The sequence below is a fragment of the Candidatus Poriferisodalis sp. genome, from assembly GCF_965221945.1.
In the GTDB taxonomy this organism is placed as follows: domain Bacteria; phylum Actinomycetota; class Acidimicrobiia; order Acidimicrobiales; family Poriferisodalaceae; genus Poriferisodalis.
Window position 1 is genome coordinate 1,114,498 of the sequence record NZ_OZ244925.1, and the last position, 21,963, is coordinate 1,136,460.

The 21,963-nt window shown below is 66.6% G+C and carries 13 protein-coding genes; 5 read left to right on the plus strand and 8 right to left on the minus strand.

What is annotated here, in order from left to right; genetic code table 11:
* The first annotated feature begins 20 nt into the window (after positions 1-20).
* Positions 21-1,169: an ABC transporter permease gene (locus ACOQPH_RS05265; RefSeq protein WP_420623674.1), complete on the plus strand. Its 1,149-nt coding sequence runs from the start codon at positions 21-23 to the stop codon at positions 1,167-1,169.
* Entirely contained in the window at positions 1,166-2,098 is a 933-nt protein-coding gene (locus ACOQPH_RS05270) for an ABC transporter permease (protein WP_420623675.1), read from the plus strand. Before ACOQPH_RS05265 ends, ACOQPH_RS05270 begins: the two co-directional genes overlap by 4 nt.
* 64 nt (positions 2,099-2,162) lie before the next feature.
* Here ACOQPH_RS05270 and ACOQPH_RS05275 read toward each other — a convergent pair whose 3' ends face one another.
* Positions 2,163-2,600 (minus strand): hypothetical protein, encoded by a 438-nt coding sequence (locus tag ACOQPH_RS05275; RefSeq protein ID WP_420623676.1) that lies wholly within the window; start codon positions 2,598-2,600, stop codon positions 2,163-2,165.
* Positions 2,601-2,894: 294 nt separating this feature from the next.
* Between ACOQPH_RS05275 and ACOQPH_RS05280 the strand changes: the two genes are divergently transcribed.
* Both ACOQPH_RS05280 and ACOQPH_RS05285 read left to right on the plus strand, forming a co-directional pair.
* The gene (locus ACOQPH_RS05280) at positions 2,895-3,866 is read left to right on the plus strand and encodes a BMP family protein (RefSeq protein ID WP_420623677.1); all 972 of its coding nucleotides are present in this window, start codon (positions 2,895-2,897) and stop codon (positions 3,864-3,866) included.
* An 81-nt stretch (positions 3,867-3,947) separates the two neighbouring features.
* Positions 3,948-5,528 carry an ABC transporter ATP-binding protein gene (locus tag ACOQPH_RS05285; RefSeq protein ID WP_420623678.1) on the plus strand — a complete coding sequence of 527 codons (1,581 nt, stop codon included), beginning with the start codon at positions 3,948-3,950 and terminating at the stop codon, positions 5,526-5,528.
* A gap of 22 nt (positions 5,529-5,550) precedes the next feature.
* Here the strand turns inward: ACOQPH_RS05285 and ACOQPH_RS05290 are convergent, their stop codons facing one another.
* The 7 genes from ACOQPH_RS05290 to ACOQPH_RS05320 form a co-directional block, all read right to left on the minus strand.
* A complete protein-coding gene (locus ACOQPH_RS05290; RefSeq protein WP_420623679.1) occupies positions 5,551-6,012 on the minus strand; it encodes a Zn-ribbon domain-containing OB-fold protein in 462 nt (153 codons plus the stop codon).
* The gene (locus ACOQPH_RS05295; protein ID WP_420623680.1) at positions 6,009-7,244 is read right to left on the minus strand and encodes a thiolase C-terminal domain-containing protein; all 1,236 of its coding nucleotides are present in this window, start codon (positions 7,242-7,244) and stop codon (positions 6,009-6,011) included. Before ACOQPH_RS05295 ends, ACOQPH_RS05290 begins: the two co-directional genes overlap by 4 nt.
* An 8-nt stretch (positions 7,245-7,252) precedes the next feature.
* Positions 7,253-7,762 (minus strand): aromatic-ring-hydroxylating dioxygenase subunit beta, encoded by a 510-nt coding sequence (locus tag ACOQPH_RS05300; RefSeq protein WP_420623681.1) that lies wholly within the window; start codon positions 7,760-7,762, stop codon positions 7,253-7,255.
* Entirely contained in the window at positions 7,654-8,607 is a 954-nt protein-coding gene (locus ACOQPH_RS05305) for an aromatic ring-hydroxylating oxygenase subunit alpha (RefSeq protein ID WP_420623682.1), read from the minus strand. Before ACOQPH_RS05305 ends, ACOQPH_RS05300 begins: the two co-directional genes overlap by 109 nt.
* 100 nt (positions 8,608-8,707) lie before the next feature.
* On the minus strand, positions 8,708-9,202 hold the full coding sequence (locus ACOQPH_RS05310; RefSeq protein WP_420623683.1) for an aromatic-ring-hydroxylating dioxygenase subunit beta: 495 nt from the start codon (positions 9,200-9,202) through the stop codon (positions 8,708-8,710).
* A 9-nt stretch (positions 9,203-9,211) separates the two neighbouring features.
* Positions 9,212-10,522 (minus strand): aromatic ring-hydroxylating oxygenase subunit alpha, encoded by a 1,311-nt coding sequence (locus ACOQPH_RS05315; RefSeq protein WP_420623684.1) that lies wholly within the window; start codon positions 10,520-10,522, stop codon positions 9,212-9,214.
* 127 nt (positions 10,523-10,649) lie between these two features.
* Positions 10,650-14,249, minus strand: a complete 3,600-nt coding sequence (locus tag ACOQPH_RS05320; RefSeq protein ID WP_420623685.1) for a fibronectin type III domain-containing protein — start codon at positions 14,247-14,249, stop codon at positions 10,650-10,652.
* A 187-nt stretch (positions 14,250-14,436) separates the two neighbouring features.
* On the opposite strand from ACOQPH_RS05320, the gene ACOQPH_RS05325 reads away from it, so the two are divergent.
* Entirely contained in the window at positions 14,437-21,810 is a 7,374-nt protein-coding gene (locus ACOQPH_RS05325; RefSeq protein WP_420623686.1) for a cadherin domain-containing protein, read from the plus strand.
* Positions 21,811-21,963 lie beyond the last annotated feature (153 nt).

Here is a 21,963-nt window from a genome sequence, read left to right on the forward strand (position 1 = left end):
ATGCAGAAGGCGAGAGGGGCATGGCGCTGACATCTCCAACGACCGGCGACGACGGCGCGCCCCCCGAATTTGCGGCGGGCCGGTTAGCCCGCTTGCTACGGCCGTTTGTGGGCATCGCAGTGCCTGCCGTCGCGACGATAGCGGCGCTCATCGTGGGCGCCGTCATGCTGCTTGTATTCGGTGCCAACCCGCTTTTCGCCTACGGCAAGCTGATCACCGGCGCGTTCGGCAGCGCCGACAACCTCGCAGACACAGCGGTGCGGGCCATGCCGCTTGCCCTGGTCGGCGTGGGGATCTGCATCGCATTCCGCACTGACGTCATCAACATCGGAGGCGAGGGACAGATCATCCTGGGTGCCATCGCGGCTACGGCCACGTCGATGGCATTTGACGACCTGCCCCGGGTGCTGCTGGTGCCGCTGGTGATCATCGCGGGAGCGCTCGGCGGCGGGTTCTGGGGAGCGATCCCCGGCGCACTCAAGGCGTACGCAGGCGTCAACGAGATTCTCTCGACGATCATGATGAACATCGTCGCTGCGCACCTGCTGAGCTTCTTGCTGCAGGACCTGCTCATCGAACCCGGTGCGATCAAGATCCAGCAGACGCGCCGCCTCAGCGCCAATGCCGACCTGCCGCTGCTGCCTGGAGGCACCCGGCTGCACATCGGCGTGTTGGTTGCGGTGCTGGTAGCGGGGTTGGGCTACCTGCTGCTGTTCCGCAGCGCACTCGGCATGCGGTTGCGATCCGTGGGCCACAACCCTGATGCCTCCCAATACGCCGGCATGGCCGTCAAGCGCAGCATCACGCAAGCACTCGCCTTCAGCGGAGCCTGCTGCGGCATCGCCGGAGCAGTGCTCGTGTTCGGCAGCGAATCGCACCGTTTGATCGGCGAGGGCGGCGCCGCAGCGTTCACGCAGAACGCCGGATTCAACGGCATCGTGGCGGCACTGTTCGGCGGGCTGCACCCGCTCTTCACCGTGCCCGCGTCATTCCTCTTCGGCGGGATGCTCACCGGCGGGAACGACCTGCAACGCGCGGTGCAGGTACCCGCCGCACTGGTGGTCGCGTTGAACGGCGTGGTGGTGGTGTTCGTAGTAGGCAGCCTGCGATTGCGCGACCGGCTCAGGACATGGGCAGGCGAGGTCAAGAGCTACGGGGGCAGGGCGTGAGCGACTTCTTCACCGTGGGCGTGCTCGTGGCCACGCTGGCCTCAGGCATCCGGCTAGCGACACCGTTCCTGCTCGCAGCGCTGGGCGAGACGATCGGCCAGCGCTCCGGGGTGCTGAACCTGGGCGTGGAAGGCGTGATGCTGATCGGCGCGTACGCGGCCTACATCACTGCGCTGCGCACTGGCAGCGCGTTGGCCGGCGTTGTAGCAGCTCTGGCGGCCGGTGCGGCAATGGGACTGGTGTATGCCTTCATCACCGTGGTGATGCATGCCACTCAGGGCATCAGCGGCATCGGCATCTTCCTGTTCGGACTGGGCTTCACCGACTTGCTGTTCCGCAAACAGGTGGGCACGCCGGTGCCCATCGACGGGCTGAGGTCGATCCACATTGGAGGCCTGTCGGATCTGCCGGTGGTCGGGGAGATGCTGTTCCAGCACAGCGTGCTGACCTATGTGGCGTTCGCGCTCGTTCCCGTCGTCTGGTTCGCGATGAATCAGACGACGTTCGGCCTGAACGTCCGCGCCGTGGGCGAGACACCTGAGGCGGCCGACACGCTCGGTGTGCGGGTCAACGTCGTACGCACCCAGGCAATCATCATCGGCAACGTGATGGCAGGTCTGGCCGGTGGCACGTTGGCCCTCGATGTCGGCATCTTCCAGCAGAACCTCACGTCCGGCCAGGGGTTCATCGCCGTGGCTCTGGTGTACTTCGGGGCCTGGCGATCCAGCGGCGTGATGGCAGGAGCACTGCTGTTCGGCGTCGTGTCATCCACCGTGCTCCAGCTCAAGACCCTCGGCGTCATCATGGGCGCGTCCTCGACGATCGCTGCGATGGCACCGGCGGTCCTGACCATCGTGGTCCTGGTGCTCGTCAGCCGGCGCATCGGCGCACCGGCCGCCTTGACGGTGCCATTCGAACGTGATGGGTAGCAGCGGATCGTCGCTGATCAGGGGCCGAGTGCGGTGATCGGGGCGACCTGCACGCCGTCGGGCGCTACGCGAGCTGCAACCCCGGAAGTCCCTCGACCAACCGGTCAACCCGCTCCGTCAGGGTGCGAAAATCAGCCCGAAACTCGTCGATCCGACGGTCGATGCCGTCGATCCGCTTGTCGACCCCATCGATTCGATCTGTCACCGCATCGAATTTCGAGTCCACGGCGTCGAACCGGGAATCGATCGCGTCGAACCGGGCCTCGAATTTCGCATCCACCGCGTCGAACCGGGCCTCGAATTTCGCATCCATCGCGTCGAACCGGGAATCGAATTTCGTATCCATCGCCTCGAATTGGGAGTCGATTGAGTCGAAGCGGAAGTCGAAGCGTTCTGAGATCTCGCTGTGGATCACTCTCACCACAGCCCACATCGCTCCCGCCAAGGCGACGACCGACGCCAGAACGACGGTGAGCAGCGGCGGCACCGACCCCCAGTCCATGAGCCGATCCTACTGCGGGCCGAAAAGCGGGGACTGCGGATTTTCGGCGTTGGCATTCACAACAGGCAGCGCCAACAGGTGCACCCTCAGTTGACACACGACTGGAACCCGATGTTGACCGCGTGCGGCATCAAGGGGGCCGAGCTTGACCTAGCATCGCGGGGCAGTCGGAGGCCGCGGTCTGTCGCGGATCGCGCCCGCGGGACGCGACTTCCGGCCGGGACTATCTGGGAGGACCAAATGCTTACACGTACCGCGTCGAAGGACGCACGGAACGGGCGAGAGTGTCGCCGCTTGACGACATTGTTGGCGGCACTCGCCGTGCTTGTCCTGCTGGCTGCAGGCTGCACCGGCGCCGATGAGGTCGACGAAGGACCTCTTCGAATCGCGATCGTGGCGCCGAGCGCCAGCAACGACTTGGCGTTCACGCAAAGCATGGTCGACGCGGTCAACGCAATCGGAGCAACCCGTGAGATCGAGATCGCTGTCACCGATGGCACCTTCATCGTGGAGGAGGCGGCTGCGGCGATCCGTGGCTACGCCGAGGACGGCTACCACTTGGTGATCGCGCACGGCAGCCAGTACGGCGGACCGCTTGGGGAGATCGCTCCGGACTTTCCGGACACTTCCTTCGCGTGGGGTACTGCCGCGGACTTCATGGGCCACGACAACGTCTTCGCCTACACGGTCCGCTCCGACGAAGGCGGCTACGTGTCCGGAACTGTTGCAGCGCAGATCACCGCATCCGGCGTGATCGGCGTCATCGGCCCGATCCCGGTCGGCGACGCGAAGCTCTATGTCGACGGCTTCGCCGCCGGCGTTGCAGCAACGGACTCGTCGGTGACGACCAACATCGTGTACACCGACTCCTTCAGCGACGTTGCGTTGGCGGCCGAAGCGGCCGAGGCCCACATCTCCAACGATGCCGATGTCCTGACCGGGTCGGCACAGATGGTGGTCGGTGCCACCGGCGTCGCCAAGGAGAACGGCGTTGCGTGGTTCGGCACGCAGGCCAACCAGACGGCGCTCGGCGAGAGCATCGTGGTCGCCTCGCAGGTGTACCACTGGGAGGTGTTGCTGGCGGACATCATCGACAAGATCTCAGCCGGCACGCTCGGCGGCGAGGTCATGGTCGCCACGCTCGCCAATGGCGGCATCGTGATCGAGTTCAACGACGGCTACGGCCTCGATGCCTCGATTCTCGAATCGGCCCAGGCCGTTGCCGACGGCATCGCCGACGGCTCGATCTCCACGGGCATCGAATAGGCCGCTGCTTCGGGCTGCGGAAGTTTGACGAGGTGTACAAACACGTGACACCTGCCTGTCAATGATCCCGTGGCACAGCAGATGAATCAGCACGACGGCACGACGGCCGCCGGGGTTTCGCCATCAAGCGGGGCCCCGGCGGCGCCGATGCTGGAGATGCGCGGCATCACGAAGCGGTTCCCTGGCGTCATCGCCAACTCCGACGTCGATCTCGTCGTCCAGCCCGGGCACGTGCACACGCTGCTCGGCGAGAACGGCGCCGGAAAGAGCACGCTCGTCAAGATTCTGTACGGGCTGTATCGGCCCGATGAGGGCACGGTGCGGATCCAGGGCGAACAGATTGACGTCACTTCGCCTGCGGACGCCATCCGCCACGGGATCGGCATGATCCACCAGCACTTCATGCTGGTGCCCACGCTGACTGTGGCCGAGAACGTCGCGCTCGGATTGCATGGGCGTCGCGGACTCGCCGACATGGGTCCGGTGCGCCGCCGGCTCGTTGAGGTCTCCGAGCAGCACGGCCTCGAGATCGATCCCGATGCGTACATCTGGCAGCTTGCGGTCGGCGAGCGCCAGCGGGCCGAGATCCTCAAAGCGCTGTATCGTGAGGCTCGGTTGCTGGTGCTCGACGAGCCCACGGCGGTCCTGACACCGCCCGAGGTCACCGATCTGTTCGCCACGCTGCGTTCGCTCACCAACGAGGGGCGCGGCCTCATCTTCATTTCCCACAAGTTGGCCGAGGTGATGGAGATCTCCGACGAGATCACGGTGCTGCGAGACGGACGCGTCGTCGGCCGCACGACACCAGCAGAGACGACCCGCGAAGGCCTGGCATCGATGATGGTGGGCCGGGAAGTACGGCTTGGCCGCGATGTCCCGCCGCAGCCAGCCGGGGACGACCTGCTCGTCGTCGACAGCCTGCGCGTCCAAGGCGACCGGGGCAACGCAGCGCTGGAGGACTTCTCGGTGCGAGTCGCCAGTGGCGAGATCGTCGGCATTGCCGGAGTGTCGGGCAACGGGCAGCGAGAACTGGCCGAGGCCATCTTCGGTCTGCGGCCCGCAGAATCTGGAGCCATCGAGGTCGGCGGCGTGCCGATCGATACGCCGTCGCCGAAGCGGGTGCGGCGTCGGGGTGTGGCGTTCGTGCCCGAGGAGCGCATGCGGCATGGCGCCGTGGGGGAGCTGACGGTCTCGGAGAACCTGATGCTCGTCGAATACGAGCAGCGGCCCTACGTACGCGCCGGACTGCTGCAGTTCCGCGCCATCGCGGAGCGCTGTCGAGACCTCGTGCAGCGATTCGCTGTCAAGACGCCGTCGATCGCCACGCAGACCTCGCACCTCTCGGGCGGCAACATCCAAAAGGTCGTGATTGCTCGGGAATTCTCCTCCGATGCCGAGGTGCTGATCGTCGCTCAGCCCACACGAGGCATCGACATCGGCGCGGCCGAGTATGTCCACGAACGCTTGCTCGCCAAGCGTGCCGCCGGCGCTGCCATCCTGCTCATCAGCGAGGATCTCGATGAGGCCATGCAGCTCTCGGATCGCATCGTCGTGCTGTTCCAGGGGCGAGCCATGTGTGACCTGCCTCGCGCCGAGGCCACGACGGACCGCGTCGGGCTGCTGATGACCGGCGTCAGCGAGGATGAACCTGCTGCGGTCTGAGTCGTGGGTCTGAGGTCGTGGCTCAGCGCGGGGTGATCTGGTAGGTGCCGTCATCGCGCACGACGACCTGCACCGGCATACCCAGCCGGAGGTCTTCGGCGTCGATCCCGTCTGCCAGAGCGGTGATGCGCACGCCCTCGTCCAGCTCGGCGATGACTGCTGCGTAGGGAACGTCGTCAGCGAAGCCGGGGTGCAGGGCCCGGTGGGTCACCGTCCAGGTGTAGATGCGGCCGCGACCGTTGGAGCGCTGCCAGGTCCACTGCGTCGAACCGCAGTTGCGGCACCCGTCGCGTGGCATGTGCCTCCATGTTCTGCAGTCCTCACAGCGCTGGAATCGCAGCTCGCCCTGGCCGCAGAAGGCAAAGAACTCGCCCCAGAGGCCCTCGCCCCGCGGCAGCGGTTTGGCGCTGCCGCCGTCAGATGCAACCTGCGGTTTGGCGCTGCCGCCGTCGGACTCGGCTGCGTCGCCCATTGCCGAAGTCATCGGCGCAGGATCGCGGCGGAGCCTTCGGCGAAGTTGCCCCAGCCCGTGACCAACCCGACCTCGCAGCCGTCGACCTGCAGGTCGGCTTCGTGGCGCAGCTGCCGGACGGCTTCGACGATGTGGTTGAGGCTCTCCACATGGGCTTCGGAATGCAGCCCACCGTGGGTGTTGATGGGTAATGCGCCGTCGATCCGCAACCGGCCCCCGCTGACGTAGTCGCCGACCTCGCCCGTGCCGCACAGCCCCAGGGCTTCGAGCTGCAGGAGCACCACGTAGGTGAAGCAGTCATAGATCTGGGCGAAGTCCAGATCCGCAGGGCTCACGTCGGCCATGGCGAAGGCCCGCGGCGCTGCGCGCACCAAGCCGATGTCGGCCAGGTCGGCGCGGCTCTCGAAATCGTCCGCGGGGTACGGGTGCCCTTCGGCGACGCCGCTGATGTACACGGGCGCATGGGGTCCGTCGGCGGCGCGCCCGGCTGAGGTCACCACCACTGCGCACGCCCCGTCGGTCTCCAAGCAGCAGTCGTACATGCGCAGCGGGGAGGAGATCATCGGCGACGCCATGTAGTCGTCGAGCGTCAGCGGTCGCCCGCGCATGTACGCCTTGGGGTTCGACTGCGCATTTGCCCGACTCAGCAGTGCGATCTCTGCCGTGTGCTCGGGAGTGATGCCGTAGAGCTGGCTGTGGCGCGTCGCCAGCCAGCTGTAGAACTGCACCGGCCCGAACACCCCCATCGGGGCATAGGCGTTGGCCACTGCCTGGCTCATGGTGTCGTCGCCGGCAACGGGTTCTGCGCCGGATGCGGCGTCGGTGCCCGGTTGCCCCTCCTCGCGCCGGCTGATCCGCGTCTCGGAGTAGCCGTTCCAGCCGTAGGGCACCAGCACCGCCGTCGCCACCCCGGTGGCGACAGCCATTGCCGCGTTCTGCAGTGCGGCGACGGGGTTGGCCCCGCCGAGGTGGACCGAGGCCATGTAGGTGAGATCGCTCAAGCCCACGGTTGCGGCCAGCGCCTCACCGAACACCTTGCTGCCCGACAGGACCAGCCCGTCAACCTGGCTGCCGACAAGCCCGGCGTCGGCAATGGCCCGGCTGGAGGCCTCCGCCACCTGGCTCAGCACCGTCCGGCCCGATCCCCGCACGAATGCCGTCTCGCCGACGCCGACGATGCACGACTGGTCTTTCAAGGAGTCTCTCAGGGCGTGCTTCAGGGAGCGCTTCGCGGCGTGCGTCATGGCGTCGATCAGATGATGAAGGCCATGTTCGGCAGCGCGGAGGTGGAGTTGACGAACTCGACCTTCTTGCGGGCGATGCGCAGGCCGTCGGGGGTGCGGCGCAGGCGATGGGTTGTACGGCCCACCCAGATGTGCATGTCGTTCGTCGCCTGCACAGCGTGCTCGTACAGGACGAAGTTGCTGCCCACCTCGTACTCGTCGCCGCTGTCGCCGCCCTCGCTGCCGTCGCCGCCCTCGCCGCCCTCGCTGCCGTCGCCGCTGTCGCCGCCCTCGCCGGGATGCACGGCGAGGATCTGGATGTTCGAGATGATCCGCCGCATCGGTGATTGCGGCACCTGCGAGTAGCGCCGGCCGCTCATCAGCTGCTGGATGCGGGTCGTCAGCCGATTGCGGTTGTCGTTGAGGAAGCTCACCCGGGAGTCCGGCTCGTAGTCACCGGCCCTGAACGGCACCCAGTAGTGAATGTCGTCGGTGACCAGGTCAACCCACTCCTCGTACCGCGACTCGTCTGCGAGCACCGCCTCGTGCTAGAGGAACTCGGAGATCTCGCGCCGCCTGGTCCCATCACCGCCTCGGACTGCAGGATCACGCGCCGGTTGATGCCAAGGTCCGAGCTCTCCACCAGCAGCGGCGTGTGATAGTGCTCGGTGAGCCCGGGTGCGAGCGGGTCGATGCGGGCAATGTTCATCTCGCCCAGGAACAGGTTCGGGAACACAAACGCGTGCGGCGGCCCGTCCCACATGATCTGCTTTGCCTTCTCGGCGCCTTCGGCCTCGATAGCCACGTCCCTGAGCTGCAGCCGTCCGGTGGGGGACATGTCGGCTGCACGATCGATCAGGTCGCTGCCGCCGGATCCCAGGTGCTCGCTGAGCGGGCCGGCCGTGCCGCTCTGGTTTGCAAACACGAAACCCCGGTAGATGCCGACCTGGCCGGGCTGGTCGAGCCGGACGTCGGGCTTCTCGTTGGCGAATCTCTGCGGGAACGGCGCTCCCAGCAGCATCCCGTCGAGGTCGTAGGTCCAGGCGTGGTAGGGGCAGCGGAAGTTGCGGCTGTTGCCCTCGGACTGGGGACACAGGGTGGTGCCCCGATGTGCGCACCGGTTGGCGACCACGCTGATCTCGCCGTCGTGGGCACGAGCCATGAGCACTCGCTCGGTGCCGAGCCGCCGGGCAACCCAGTCGCCGCCACCGGGGATCTCGGACTCGTGGCCGACGAACACCCAGCCGTCGGTGAAGATGCGTTTCATCTCGTCGGCGAAGACGGCCGGGTCGGTGTACAGGCTCCCGTGCACCCGGTAGTCCTGCACCAGGTGCGTGTAGTCCCTGCCGGTCCCAACGATCGGAGCGTCGGCGGCTAGCACCATCGCTGCCCAGATTACCCCGCCCTGTCCGAAGGCGTCAGAGGCCCAGGCGGAGTCAGCCAACTGTGCACGACCCAGGGCGAATCACTCCACCAAAGCTGCATCAGATGATGAAGGGCAGGTTTGGCAGGGGCGATGTGGAGTTCACGAGCTCCACTTTCTTGGCCGCCATGCGCAGGCCGTCGGGCGTGCGTCGCAGGCGGTGTGTCGCCCGTCCCGCCCACAGGCGCAGGTGCCCGGTTGCCTGGACTGCATGCTCGTAGAGCACAAAGTTGCTGCCGACCTCGTATTCGTCGCCCTCGGCGCTCAGGATCTCGATATTCGACACGACCCGTCGCATCGACGAAGGTGGATCCTGCGCGTGATGGACGCCGGTTGCCAGCTGGCGGATGCGGGTGCCGAGGCGTGCCCGGTTGTCGTTGATGTAGCTGACTCGGGTGCCGGGCTCATAGTTGCCGGGACCGCACGGCACCCAGTAGTGGATGTCGTCGGTGACCAGTGCTTCCCACTCGTTATAGCGGGACTCGTCGGCGAGTCGGGCTTCGCGGTAGACGAACGCCTCGATGTCGCGGCGCGTTGGCTCGTCGACGGTCGTCATGGCAGTGGCTCAGGCTCCGTTGTGCGGACTGTTCACCATGACGTTGGCCATGACGTCGCGGTAGTGGTGCCAGAAGCCGCGATTGGTGGTTTCGTCGGTGATGTCGCTCCAGCGCTGCCCGTCCTCTGCATGCTCGCGTTCGAGGCCCCGGCTGAGGTCGACCCATCCGTCGTTGCCGACGACTGCTCCCTCGAAGGCCCGGTGCATGCGCTCGGCGATCACCGCGTCGTCGGTCAGGAAGAACGATGCGGGACCCATCGCCGCTTCTGACTGCAGCACGAGCCGGCGGTTGATGCTCTCATCGGTGCCTTCGACCAGCAGGGGAGTGTGGTGGTGCACCGTGACCCCCGGCGCCACGGGCTCGATCCGGGCGATGTTCATCTCGGCCAGGAACAGATTCGGGAACACCAGTGCGTGCGGCGGTCCGTCCCACATGATCGCCTTGGCCTTCTCGGGTCCGTAGGAATGCTCGAGGGCCTCGCAGTAGTCGGCGACCTTCTCGCGCGTGGTGCCGAGCCAGGCCAGCTCGGCTGTGTAGCTGCGACGGAAGTCCAGCTCGAGATGGCCGCCGTCGTAGGCCCGTGTGACTGACTCCGAGGCGCCCTCGCCGGTCATCACGATCTCGTCGTAGTACGTGTCGGGGACTGCCCGAGCCATCGATGCGTGCGTGAAGTTGAGGTGGTAGCCGTCGTTGTCGCTCTTGGGCCACATCTTCCAGTTCGAATCGATCCGCTGGCCGATCCAGCCTGCTGACAGGCGGACTCGGCCGGTTGGCGACATGTTCGAGGTGCGGTCGATGAGGTCAGTGCCGCCCGCGCCGAGATGCTCGCTCAGCGGCCCGGCGGTGCCGCTCCGGTTGGCGAACACGAACCCTCGGTAGTCGTCTACCTGGCCGGGGCGGTCGAGTCCCAGATCGGCAGTGTCCTTGTGAAAGCCCTTGGGCCCGGGAACGCCGAGCAGCGTGCCGTCAAGGTCGTAGGTCCACCCGTGATAGGAGCAGCGGAAGTTGCGGTTGTTGCCGTCGTTCTGCGGGCACAAGGTGGTGCCGCGGTGCGCGCAACGGTTGGCAACCACGCTGATGGCGCCGTCACGGTTGCGCACCATGAGCACCGGTTCGGTGCCGAGCCGCCGGGAGACCCAGTCGCCGATGTCGGGCACTTCGGACTCGTGGCCCACGAAGACCCAGCCGTCGGTGAAGATGCGCTCCATCTCGTCCGCGAATACGCCCGGATCGGTGTAGAGGCTGCCGTGGATCCGGTCGTCCTGCACGAGGAGCCGGTAGTCGTTCGTTGCCGGCGATCTCTGCACCGTCAGTGCCATCGACGCCCCTCCCGTCGCTGACACGAGACGCTAGGCGTTCCTAACCGGCCGCTGCCGACGCAACGCCCACGGCCAAGGAGAATTCTGTTCCGGCGATACGGGATTGCCGCGGCTCAGCAGGTTCGATCTACTCAGCGGATTCGGGCAAGCCGGCGGGCCCTGTCTCCTCGGCGGGGGAGTCGATGGTGAGGCTGACCTTCACGATGTCGGTCTCGAACCAGTCCAGCGTGGTGCCGGGCCACTGGTACACCCTGGAGTAGGTGGATTGGCGGGGCACCGTCGCGTCCGCGGAACTGAACTGCTGATCCTCGATCGCGAGCGTGAAGGACTCCGGTGTTACGTTGTGGCCGAGAGTCGGCCACAAGGTGTCGCCGACGACTGCTAGGACCGCGATGGTGTGGCCGTTCTTATCGACGAAGAAATCGGTCGACGACAGCGACCCCAACGGCGTGTTCGTGTCCGGATTGAAGACGCTGTACCCCATGAATGCATCCTCGCCGTACTGAGTCGCGCCCACTGTCAAGAGCGCCGACCACGTCGCGGCATCATGCACGTCGGGTTCGGTCGAGTGGGTCAGCCTGACCCACGCGCTCGTGCCCGCCGAATTCTGTGCAGCGACCCGGTAGTGGTACTCGGTGTCCGGGATCAGGGAGCTGTGCTCAGAGGACACCCTGCCGAGGTGCGTCAACCGATTCTCCGTGTACACGGTCTGCTGTTCGAGCAAGGCCCAATCGACCCCGTCAGGCGACCAGTCGATGTGATAACCGGTGATTTTCGCACCGCCGTCGTCGGCGGGCGCCTCCCACGACAGCGTGATCTCCGTCTGGGTCGCCGAGGCCGACAGGCTCTCGGGCGCATCCGGTGCGCTGGCCGCGCTGGTGGCCAAGGCGTACTGAGAGCTCGAGCCGGCAGCGTTGACTGCTGCAACCCGGAAGCAGTACACCACAGCTTCAGATGGTGCCTCCTCGCTGTAGGAGGTCGCGGTTGTCTCGAACTCGCTCAGATCCCACTCGACGCAGTTCCGCGAACTCTCGAACTTGTAGCCCGTGATGGCGCTGCCGCCGTCGTCGGCGGGCGGGTTCCAGTTCAGCGTCATCAGGTCGCCGGAGCGTTGCATGGACAGCTCCGAGGGCTTGTCCGGCGGGGTGATCACCGCGGTGCCGTCCTGCAAAATGACGCTGGCCGGGCCGGTGCCGACCCGATTGACTGCTGAGACGCGGTAGTAGCGCAGCGAACGGTCGAGCTGCACATCGTCAAGGTATGTGGTGCTGAACAGCAAGAGCTCGTCCGAGCGGATATTGGGCAGCCGCTCCCAGCTCTCACCGTCCCATGAGCGCTCCACGACGTAATCGGTCACGTCCGTGCCGCCGTCGTCGGCGGGTGCGTCCCAGACCAGGATGTGCGGCTCGTCGTCGGCTTTGGTCAGCTCGACGTTGATCGGCCGATCTGGCACGCGTGCGGGTGTGGTCGCCCCGAACGCGGTCTCCGAGCGCGGACCGAAACCTCCCCCGTTGATCGCCGAGACCGCGTAGTAGTGGCGTGCGCCGGCGCTCAGCCCGCTGTGCGTCCACGTCGTGTCGGCCGTGCCGGTGTTGGGGACCAGCACATTCCAGTCGTAGCCGCCGTTCAGGGACAGTTCGATCCGGTAGCCGGTGATCGCTCCGCCTCCGGGATCGGCGGGCGCCGCCCACTGCAGATCGATGACCTCGCGGCCGCGACCCTGCGCGGACAGCTCGGTCGGGGCGTCAGGCACGAGATCGACGTCCAAGGTCACCGTGAAGTCGGCGTTGTCGCTGAACAGCCCTCCGTCGGTGCCGATCCACGACGCCGCATTCCATGTGAACGTGCCGTCGGACTGCCCGGCGTCCTTGAGGAGCAAACGCAGCTCGTCGCTGTTCAGCGTGAGGAAGTCGAAGGCGTTCGCCGCAGGCGACGGGCTCACGGTCAGGCTGACCTCGTTCGCCGACACATCGGCTGAGAAGCCGGTCACTTCGTAGTCCACACCGCCATAGGTGAACGGTTCGGACAAGGTGAACGACGTGTGATGACTGTTGTCTGAGACCGGCAGGACGGTGCCAGTGCCGCACCACAGAGAATCGCAGCCGCCCTCGATCCGGAACACCGGCGACATCGCGTAGTAATAGAACTCGTTGTCGCGGACGTGCTTGCCTTGGTGCGAGAACGTCGTTTGAAACCCGAATCCGTCGTGGTAGCCCTGAACATCCTCGAGTGGCCCCCACTGTTGACAGAACCAGGTGTACACGCCCCAGTTGGTATTCCAAGCGCAGTCGGGCTCGGTATTGGATGTGCTAGCGCCCGTCTCGATAGCTTGACAATATGGATCCTGGGGAGCCTGATCGAGCTTCTCGCCCAGAGTCAGCCAAGGACACGGATGCGACAGGTGGCCCAGTTCCTCGACGTCCACAGGATCGTCGGGGTCAAAAGGAATGCTGAGTCTCTTGGGTGAGCCGGCGTGTGTGCTGCCCGTGGCGATCTTGTAGGTGCCGAAGTCGAACCCGCTCGATTCTCCTCGCTCATTGATCTTGCGGGCGTTGTCCCAGTTGCCGTCGTAGAAGTCGCGGTAGTCGTCGGCGGCGCGAGCACCAGCGTTGCCGAGCCAGTAGATCGGGTAACCCAAGCTCTCCTCGGTCCACTGGGTGCAGGTATTGGAGCGTGCGCTGACCGCCCTGGTGCTGCCGACCACCCGGAAGTCGGACGCATAGGGCTGAATCGCCGTCATGCCGCGTGAGGCGACGTCCCCCACGAAACGGTTGTAGGCGCCGATGTCGGTAGGCACAGCGTTGCGGTGCTCCGAGGTCACGAACAGCAGCCGGAAACGGTCCCCGGCCTCCAGCCCATGGCCCGACGGCACCAGCCCCGAACTCAATGCGACCTCATGCTCGGGAGCGTCAGAGCAGATGCGTCGCTGGTCCGAAGGCGCCTGTGTCGAGCCGGTTGCCACCACCGAGTGCGGGCCACGCCCCGAGTCGTTGATTGCCGAGACCCGGTACGTGTAGCTCCGACGGCTCTGCAGCTCTGTATGGCTCATCATCGTCGTCGGGCCGCCGGTATGGCCCAGCAGGTGCCAGCTGTAGTCCGAGTCGGGGTTCAGGGAAAACTCGACGCGATAATCAGTCACGTCGCTGGTGCCGACATCGGTCGGGGCAGCCCAGGTGATGTCGATGCGAGACGGCAGCTCGGCACTCGCGACGACACCGGTCGGCACGCTGGGCGCGCCGACAAGCCTCGGCCGCGGCAGGCCGCTGAAGCTGAACGTCGAAGTCCCCGGCATCGAGTAGATCTCGGACCACGCGGAGGCGCCGGCGGAGTTGACAGCCCGAATCTGCACTTGCATGTAGCGCTCAACGTCGAGGCCGTCGAGGATCACGCTGGAATCGGTGAAGACCGCCATGATCCCATCTTCGGGACTCGGCAGCCGCTGCCAGCCGTGTTGGCCGTCGAAGAGCTCGATCTCATAGGAGTCCGCGCCGATCACATCGTCCCAGTCCAGATGCACCATCGCGTGATGCAGAGCCACGCCGGTGATGTTCTGAGGCGCCTCGGGAATGTCACCCGAGGACGCAGCCGCCTGCCCCACCGTCAGCACCCCGACGGCCAGCACGCTGACCAGCACTGTGCCCCGGGCAAACCCACCCGACGCACGCCACAAGCCCGTACAGAACGTCTGGACACTCTGCCGAACGCCGCCTCGATACTTCATCCTCATCCCAATACCCCCATAACGATCAGGGCTGCGCTCAATAGACTCAGGCATATATGAGCTAAACGCATGTCAACCGAGCGGCAGCGTACCCCCCCCCAAAAAAACAAGCAATCGGGGTCCACAGATCGTCAGGTCGGCAGATTGCTGAACGGGAGCAGAAGTGTCGGTTGCCCGCGCCGTGGTGGTTCGCATGAACGTGTTCGCTCTGGCGGCGCTGGTCGCGGTATTGGCTGTCGGGCTGTTGACGGTGGGACAGGCGACGGCGGCGTCAGGCGACGCTCCCGAGGTTCCGCAGAACATCGCTGGTGTGGCATTGCATTACGGCAGGGTGTTGCTGGACTGGGACGATGCTGCGGACGCGGACTCCTACGAGGTCGAGCACTTCGACGGTCAGGGCTGGCTACGGCTGCCCAGCGCGGCACGGGGGATCTTGGCGATATTCAACGGGTCGAGCGTGATCCTCGATGGTCTGGAGAACGAGCGCCGCATCGAGGTGCGAATCCGGGCGGTCAACTCGACGGGTACTTCGGAGTGGTCCGGTATCTATTCGATACCGGCCACCGCGACGCTCGATTTCAGCGGTGTGCCGCGGCCCCGGTTCCCGGGCGCGCCGACGATCACGAGCGCTGGTCCGTATGAGGTTGACGAGGGCGCGACATCGATAGCCACGCTTGGCGCCACAGATCACAACACGGCTGAGTCCGAACTGGTCTGGTCTGTGGCGGGCGGCGCGGACGCCGCCAGGTTCGTGTTGAGCGAGTCGGGAGTGTTGGCCTTCGGCGCGGCCCCCGACTACGAGGAGCCCGACGACGTCGGCGCCGACGGCATCTATGAGCTGACGGTGCAGGTGAGCGACGGGACGAACGACGTCACCGCGGATGTGTCGGTGACGTTGAGGAATGTCATTGAGCTCGAGGCGGCCGAAGGACCCTCGGAGGTGAGTTTCGCGGAGAACGGCTGGTCGCGGGTGGCGACGTTCACGGCATCGTCGTCCCAGGACCGTGACGGCATCACCTGGACGCTGGGCGGTGACGACGCGGCGCACTTCAGCATCGACGAGCCGTCGGGGGTGCTGCGGTTCCACCCTGACCCGGTGGCGCCGGTGATCGTCGCGAAGCCGCCGGATTTCGAGGCGCCGGTCGACAGCGACAACGACAACGCCTATGTGGTGACGCTTCTGGCTTCGTCAGCTTCGTCGACGGCTGATACGGCGTTGAGTGTGACGGTGACGGTGACCGACGCGGACGAGGACGGTGCGGTGTCGCTGACGACGAAGCGTCCCCGCACGAGCGTGGCCGTCACCGCGGCGCTGGCCGATCCCGACGGTGTGGTTGACGGATCGGCGACCTGGGTGTGGGAGCGCAGCGTCGGGTACAACGAGTGGGCCGCGATCGCGGGGGCGGACTCGGCGAGCTACACGCCGGTGGCGGCCGATGCAGGCAGCTTCTTGCGGGTCGGCGTTTCCTACAGCGACAATCACGGCAGCGGCACGCATGCCCAGGCGACGGCGACTGAGGTGGTGGCGGCTGCTCAGCTCAGCGGCCTGTCGGTGAGCACCGACGACTCGGCTGGGGCCACCGGAGACGATGCTTGGCGGCTGATGCGGCCGGCCTTCGATGCGCAGACGCTGCACTACTCCGTGGGCTGCAACGACACCGACACGATGACGTTGACGATGCACCCTGCTGAGGCGACGAGCCGGATTTCGGTGAACGGCACCCAAGTTGCCAATGCAGGTGCGGACGTTGCAGTGACCGCGACGATGCCGGTGACGGGCACCAGCTCGGTGCGCGTTGCCCTTGCCGACGCGCAGGGCGCTGCGACCCAGTACGTCGTGCACTGCTTCGGTGACGAGGTGCGACCGATCGTGGTCGAGAAGCCGCTGGGCGAGACCGGCGTGCTCGACGAGCTGATCCTCTTCTCGCAGAGCAACCACTTGATGGCCATGGATCACAACGGGGTTCCCCGCATCCTTCGCCGCGTCGGGCAGGCGGCCGGAGGGTATTTCCGGTTCTATCCCGACATCAACGGCGAGCCCCGGTACTCCTACCAGCGTCGATTGACCTGGATTCTGGACGAGAAGCTGGACGAGCTCGCAGTGGCGAGAACGGTGCCGCCCCTGACGCGCCAGGACGGCCACGACTTCCGGTTGCTCGACAACGGGAACTACATGCTGATGGCCTACCAGGGCACCGAGCGCGACCTGTCCCATCTGACCTTCAGCGACAGCCGCGGCGCGCCCTTCGGGGCCGATGCCTATGTGGAGGACTCGATCATCCAGATCGTCACCCCGGGCGGCAGCGAGACGTTCAGATGGAACTCGTGGGACCACATGCCCCTCGAGGACTGCGCGCAGCACTGGTTCCCGCCTGTCAACGGCGACTATGCGCATCTGAACACCATGCAGATGGCGGACGGGCACATCATCGCGTCGATGCGGGGATGCTCGAGGGTTCTGGCCATCGATGCCGCGACCGGCGATGTCCGCTGGAGGGTGGGGCCCTCGAACCTGAGCGTCGCCGAGTGGGCCGAGCGCGACATCGGGCCGCCGCCGCTGGAGATCGTCGGCGACCCCGAGAAGCAGTTCTGCGGCCAGCACGGGTCGTCGCTGCTGCCCAACGGCAACCTGCTCCTGTATGACAATGGCGTGGAGTGCACCAGGAACCCCTGGACGCTTCAGAATCTGTTCCGAGAGAATTCCGTGTACAGCCGCGGCCTGGAGTACGCCCTGGACCTCGACAACGGCGAGGCGGTGTTCGTGCGCGACCATTCGCTGCGCGGCACCAGGAGCGAACTGGGCTACCGGTCCGGGCACATCGAGGGGTTGAGCAACGGCCATTGGCTGATCAGCTGGGGAGGAGCGAATCGAACCGTCCCCTTCGCCGCTACCTCTGACGTGTTCACCCAAGTGGATCCGGACACCGGCAGCGAATGGCTGTCAGTGGGCGGTACCCGCACCAACAAGGCCACGGTCATGGCGCCGGAAGCGTTGGCGCGGGCTCCTGCGCCGCCCGAGGCGCGGGTACTGGCGGGCAGCTACACGTCGGTGGCCCATTCCGGGGTGGGCGATGCCCCGCAGGTGGCGGTGGCGTTCAACCGGCCGGTGGCGGACTTTGGGGCTTCCAGCCCGTCGTTGGGCGTTCAGGGCGCGACGGTCACGGCGGTGGTGCCTCATCTGGTGGCGGGCGAGCCGGCGAATGCGTACTTGGTGACGCTGGCGCCTGAGGGTGCGGGCGCCATCTCCGTCGCGTTCGTCGCAGGCGAGGCGTGTGACGATGGCGGTGTCTGCGCGGCCGACGGCATGATGCTGGCGAGCGTGCCCCCGGCTGTGGTGATCGGCCCGCCGGTGATGGTGACGTTCGGTGCTGCCTCTTACAGCGTGGGTGAGGGCGCGACACTGCAGGTGCCGGTGGAGCTGAGCAGGGCCCACGGCGGCGGGTTGGAGATCGAGGTGCCGATCGTCGCGTCGGCCCTCAGCGCCTCGTTCGGCGAGTTCACGGTGGCTTCCGGTGTGCGCTTCGCGGCGGACGAGACCCGCAAGACGGTGTCCTTCGAGGCGGGAGACGATGCCGTGGTGGAAGGTTCCGAGACGGTGGTGCTCAGCTTCGGCGCGCTGGCGTCGGGGTTCTCGGCGGGTGTGACCGCTGACACAACGGTCACGATCACCGACACCGACACGGCTGTGATCGGGTTCAGCGCCGCGAGCAACGAAGTCTCTGAAGGGGGCGAGACTGAGCTGACGTTCGCTGTCACCAACGGCGTCACGTTCGCGGCGGACCAGGCCATCGGCATCGCTGTGGCCGGGTCGGCTGACGCCGGGGACGACTTCGTGCTCACGGACTCCCAGAACCGGACGCTTTCGGCGCCCTACTCGGTCACGCTGGCGGCGGGCGCCAGTTCGGTCACTGCGGGGTTGAGGGCGGTGGACGATTCTGATGCCGAGCTGGCCGAGACTGTCGTGTTGAGCGCCCGGTTGGCGTCGACTGGCACGTTGATCGGCTCGCGCACCGTCACTGTGCCTGCCAGCGACTTGGGCACGCCCGAGGTGACGATCGCGGGGGGGGGGGGGGTAACCGAGGGGGGTGATGCGGTGTTCGTGTTGGAGCGCACCGCCACGCTGGGAACCCCGTTGACTCAGGCGCTCACTGTGCGCGTCGAGGTGACGGGGACCGGCGGGATCCTCAGCGGCGCGACGGCGTCGACGGTGACGTTCGCAGCCGGCCAGAGCGCCGTTGAGCTGCGAGCGAGGACCGTCGACGACTCAGTCGTGGAGGACGCGGCGACGGTGACGGCGCTGGTGCGCGCTGATACCGCGAGCCCGGCGAGGTATGTGACCGGCTCGCCCAACCGTGCCACGGTCGCGGTGCGAGACGACGACGTTGCGCGCTTCAGGGTTTCCGCGGGGGTCCCTGCGATTGTCGAGGGCGCCGAGGTGACGGTGACGGTTGACACCGTCGGGGTCACCTTCGAGCAGGCCCAGAGTCTGTCGATGAGTGCGGCAGGCAGTGCCGCTGTCGGCGATGACTTCGTGTTAACCGACTCCGACGGGAGTGAGCTGGCAGCGCCCTATGAGTTGACGCTCGGGGCTGGTGCCCGGTCGACGAGTTTTGGGATCGCGGCGGCTGTCGACGCGGTGGAGGACGACGGCGAGACGGTGGTGCTTGTGGTCCTGCACGACGGTCAGTCCGTCGCGACGGTCACCGTGACGGTGATCGACGAGAACGAGCTGCCGATGGTGATGGGACCGAGCGATGTGCCGTTCGCAGAGAACGGGAGTGCGGCAGTGGCCACGTTCACCGCGACCGACGCCGAGGGCGATCCGGTCACGTGGTCGCTGGGCGGCGCGGATGCCGCTCGGTTCGACATCGCCGCCGGCACGCTGGGGTTCCGCTCTCCGCCGGACTTCGAGATGCCAGCCGACGCCGGCGCCGACAACGTCTATGACGTCGCGGTGCAGGCCTCCGACGGCGAGGGCACCACTAACCGTCACGTGACAGTGACTGTCTTCGACGTCGACGAGGCGGCCACAATCGCCAGCGTCTCCGGGTCTTTCTTGATCAGCTACGACGAGATCGCCACGGCGCCGGTGGCCGCGTTCACCGCGACGGATCCTGAGCGGGCAACCATCAGATGGTCGCTGGGCGCTATCGACGCTGCCGTGTTCAGGATCAGCAGCGGCGGTGTGCTGAGCTTCGTGCGTCCGCCGGATTTTGAGCATCCCGGCGACGATGACGACAACAACGAGTATGTGGTGCAGGTCCAGCCCCGTGCCGGTGCCAGCGATCTCGTCGTGAGAGATGTGCTGGTCACGGTCGCCGATGTGGACGAGCTCGGCATGTTGGTGCTGTCGCCGCCGCAACCCCAGGTCGGCACACCTCTCGGGGCCGCGGTCGTCGATCCCGACGGCTTCTTGGCGGCACAGGAGTGGACGTGGCAGCGCCGCCTCGGCGGCGACCTCTGGGGCGACATCGCGGGAGCGACGACCGGCAGCTACACACCTGTGGCCGCCGACGAGGGCTATCACCTGCGAGTCGAGGTCTCCTACCTCGACGGCACCGGCACCGGCACTGACACCATGGCGGCGGAAACCGCGTTCCCCACCCGCGCCGCGCCCATCGCGCTCAACAAAGCGCCGGACTTCGGCGACGATCCCGTCGCGCGCTCGGTCGCGGAGAACTCGCTGCCGGGCACCGCTGTGGGTGCGACGGTCACAGCTACCGACAGCGATTCCGGCGATGCCGACAGACTCATCTACACCCTGTCGGGTCCAGACGACGACCTGTTCACCATTGACGGTTTCACAGGCCAGATCCGTGTCGGCTCAGCCGCGGTGCTGGACCACGAGAGCGCCGGCAGGCCCTACTCCGTCACCGTTACCGCTACCGACCCCTCAGGCGCCAGCGACGACGTCACAGTCATCATCAACATCACCGACGTCAACGAGGCACCCGTCGCCGCAGACGACACCGCCGTCACCGCTGAGGACAGCCGCGTGGTCATCGCGGTGCTGACCAACGACACCGACCCCGACGGCGACACCCTCACCGTGGCACTCGGCGACGCGCCATTGCACGGACGTGTCAGCGTCGAGGCCGACAACACCCTCGCCTACACCCCCGCAAGCGACTTCAACGGCAAAGACATCTTCACCTACGCCGTCTCCAACGGACGCCTGACCCACGAAACGACTGTGACCGTGACCGTCAACGCGGTCAACGACCAGCCCAAGTTCCCGACAACGTCGACAACACGCACGATCGCCGAAGGAGCCCCAGCCGCAGCACCAGTGGGCCACCCGGTGACAGCCACCGACATCGACGCTGAACCGCTCACGTACGGCCTCTTCGAGGTCGATGCACCGTCGTTCACCATCGACCCTGGCACCGGCCAGATCGGCGTCGGGCCCAACACCGTGTCGGACCGCCGAACCCAACCCAACTACCGACTCAGAGTCCAAGCAACCGACCCCCACGGTGCCAGAGCCAGCACCACCGTCATCGTGACCGTGACCGCCCCACGCACCACGCCGGGAACAGGGCCTGTCAGGGGTGGTGGTGGCGGCGCTGGTGGCGGTAGTGGCGGTGGTGGCGGCGGTTTTGAGCCGAGCACAGCAGTGGTGATCGTGGCCAATGGATGGAGCCCATCCGATATCGGTGTCGCGTCAGCGCTGTCGGCACGCACGCCGGACTCCGCTGTGATCTACACCACAGGCGACCGACTGTCAGTGGCTGCACGCGATCTGCTGGTCGACTATCTGCCTACGGGAGTGATCGTGGTGGGCGGCGAGACCGCTGTGAGCGCCGCAGCGCTGACCTCGATGCGGCGCGCCTCGGAATCGGACTCGGTTGAGCGGATCACCGGAGCGACACGCTCGGACACCGCAGCCAGCGTCGCGCGACGGATCCTGGACGCCTCCGAGGCGGGCGGGGCGACCGTGATCATCGCGAACGGATGGAGCCCCGCCGACATCGGCGTGGCCGCGGCACTCTCTGCACGCACGCCTCGCTCAGCCGTCGCCTACACCACATCCGGCGCCTTGCCCGATGCGACACAGCGACTGCTGCGCGACTACCGACCGGCCCGCGTGCTCATCGTGGGCGGCGAGGCCGCCGTGGATCCTGCCGCAGTGTCGCAAATAGGCAACGCTGTGCCCGGTGCGATCATTGAGCGCGTCAGCGGCGCCACCAGAACCGCAACAGCCGCAGGCGTGGCCCGGAGGTTTTTGGGCCCGCACCTCGCGGCACCAGCCGGTGAGCTGACGATCATCGTGGCCAATGGCTGGAGTCCTCCCGACATCGGCGGAGCAGCCGCGCTCTCGGCGCGCACCGCGGGTTCCGCGGTGCTCTACACCGAAAGTGGGCGACTCTCCGCCGAAGCCGCCGAGATACTGTGCGACTACCGGCCGACCAGAGTGGTGTTCATCGGCGGGCCTGCCGCGATCACCGCCGCAGTGAAGGACCAGACCCGCGCAATCCTGCCCGACGCAACCGTGCTGCGATACAGCGGAGCCACCCGAACCCAGACCGCCGCAGCCATCGCTCGCCGAACGCTCGGACCGTCATAGGGACCCCAGCCACACAGGACACCACGCCGAACGTCGCCGCTACGCCGCAATGACCTGTGGTCACCGAACCAAGAGCCCTAGCGGATAGGCGGCGATGCCCGGCAGCCCCGACGGCCTGGACTTTGCGCAGAAATGCCGCCACAGACGGCAAAT

Coding starts and splice junctions, on each gene's coding strand:
- ACOQPH_RS05310 (WP_420623683.1), bottom strand. CDS start 9,202: ATGACGACCGTCGACGAGCCAACGCGCCGCGACATCGAGGCGTTCGTC.
- ACOQPH_RS05295 (WP_420623680.1), bottom strand. CDS start 7,244: ATGACGCACGCCGCGAAGCGCTCCCTGAAGCACGCCCTGAGAGACTCC.
- ACOQPH_RS05275 (WP_420623676.1), bottom strand. CDS start 2,600: ATGGACTGGGGGTCGGTGCCGCCGCTGCTCACCGTCGTTCTGGCGTCG.
- ACOQPH_RS05320 (WP_420623685.1), bottom strand. CDS start 14,249: ATGAGGATGAAGTATCGAGGCGGCGTTCGGCAGAGTGTCCAGACGTTC.
- ACOQPH_RS05305 (WP_420623682.1), bottom strand. CDS start 8,607: ATGGTGCTAGCCGCCGACGCTCCGATCGTTGGGACCGGCAGGGACTAC.
- ACOQPH_RS05325 (WP_420623686.1), top strand. CDS start 14,437: ATGAACGTGTTCGCTCTGGCGGCGCTGGTCGCGGTATTGGCTGTCGGG.
- ACOQPH_RS05265 (WP_420623674.1), top strand. CDS start 21: ATGGCGCTGACATCTCCAACGACCGGCGACGACGGCGCGCCCCCCGAA.
- ACOQPH_RS05290 (WP_420623679.1), bottom strand. CDS start 6,012: ATGACTTCGGCAATGGGCGACGCAGCCGAGTCCGACGGCGGCAGCGCC.
- ACOQPH_RS05285 (WP_420623678.1), top strand. CDS start 3,948: ATGAATCAGCACGACGGCACGACGGCCGCCGGGGTTTCGCCATCAAGC.
- ACOQPH_RS05315 (WP_420623684.1), bottom strand. CDS start 10,522: ATGGCACTGACGGTGCAGAGATCGCCGGCAACGAACGACTACCGGCTC.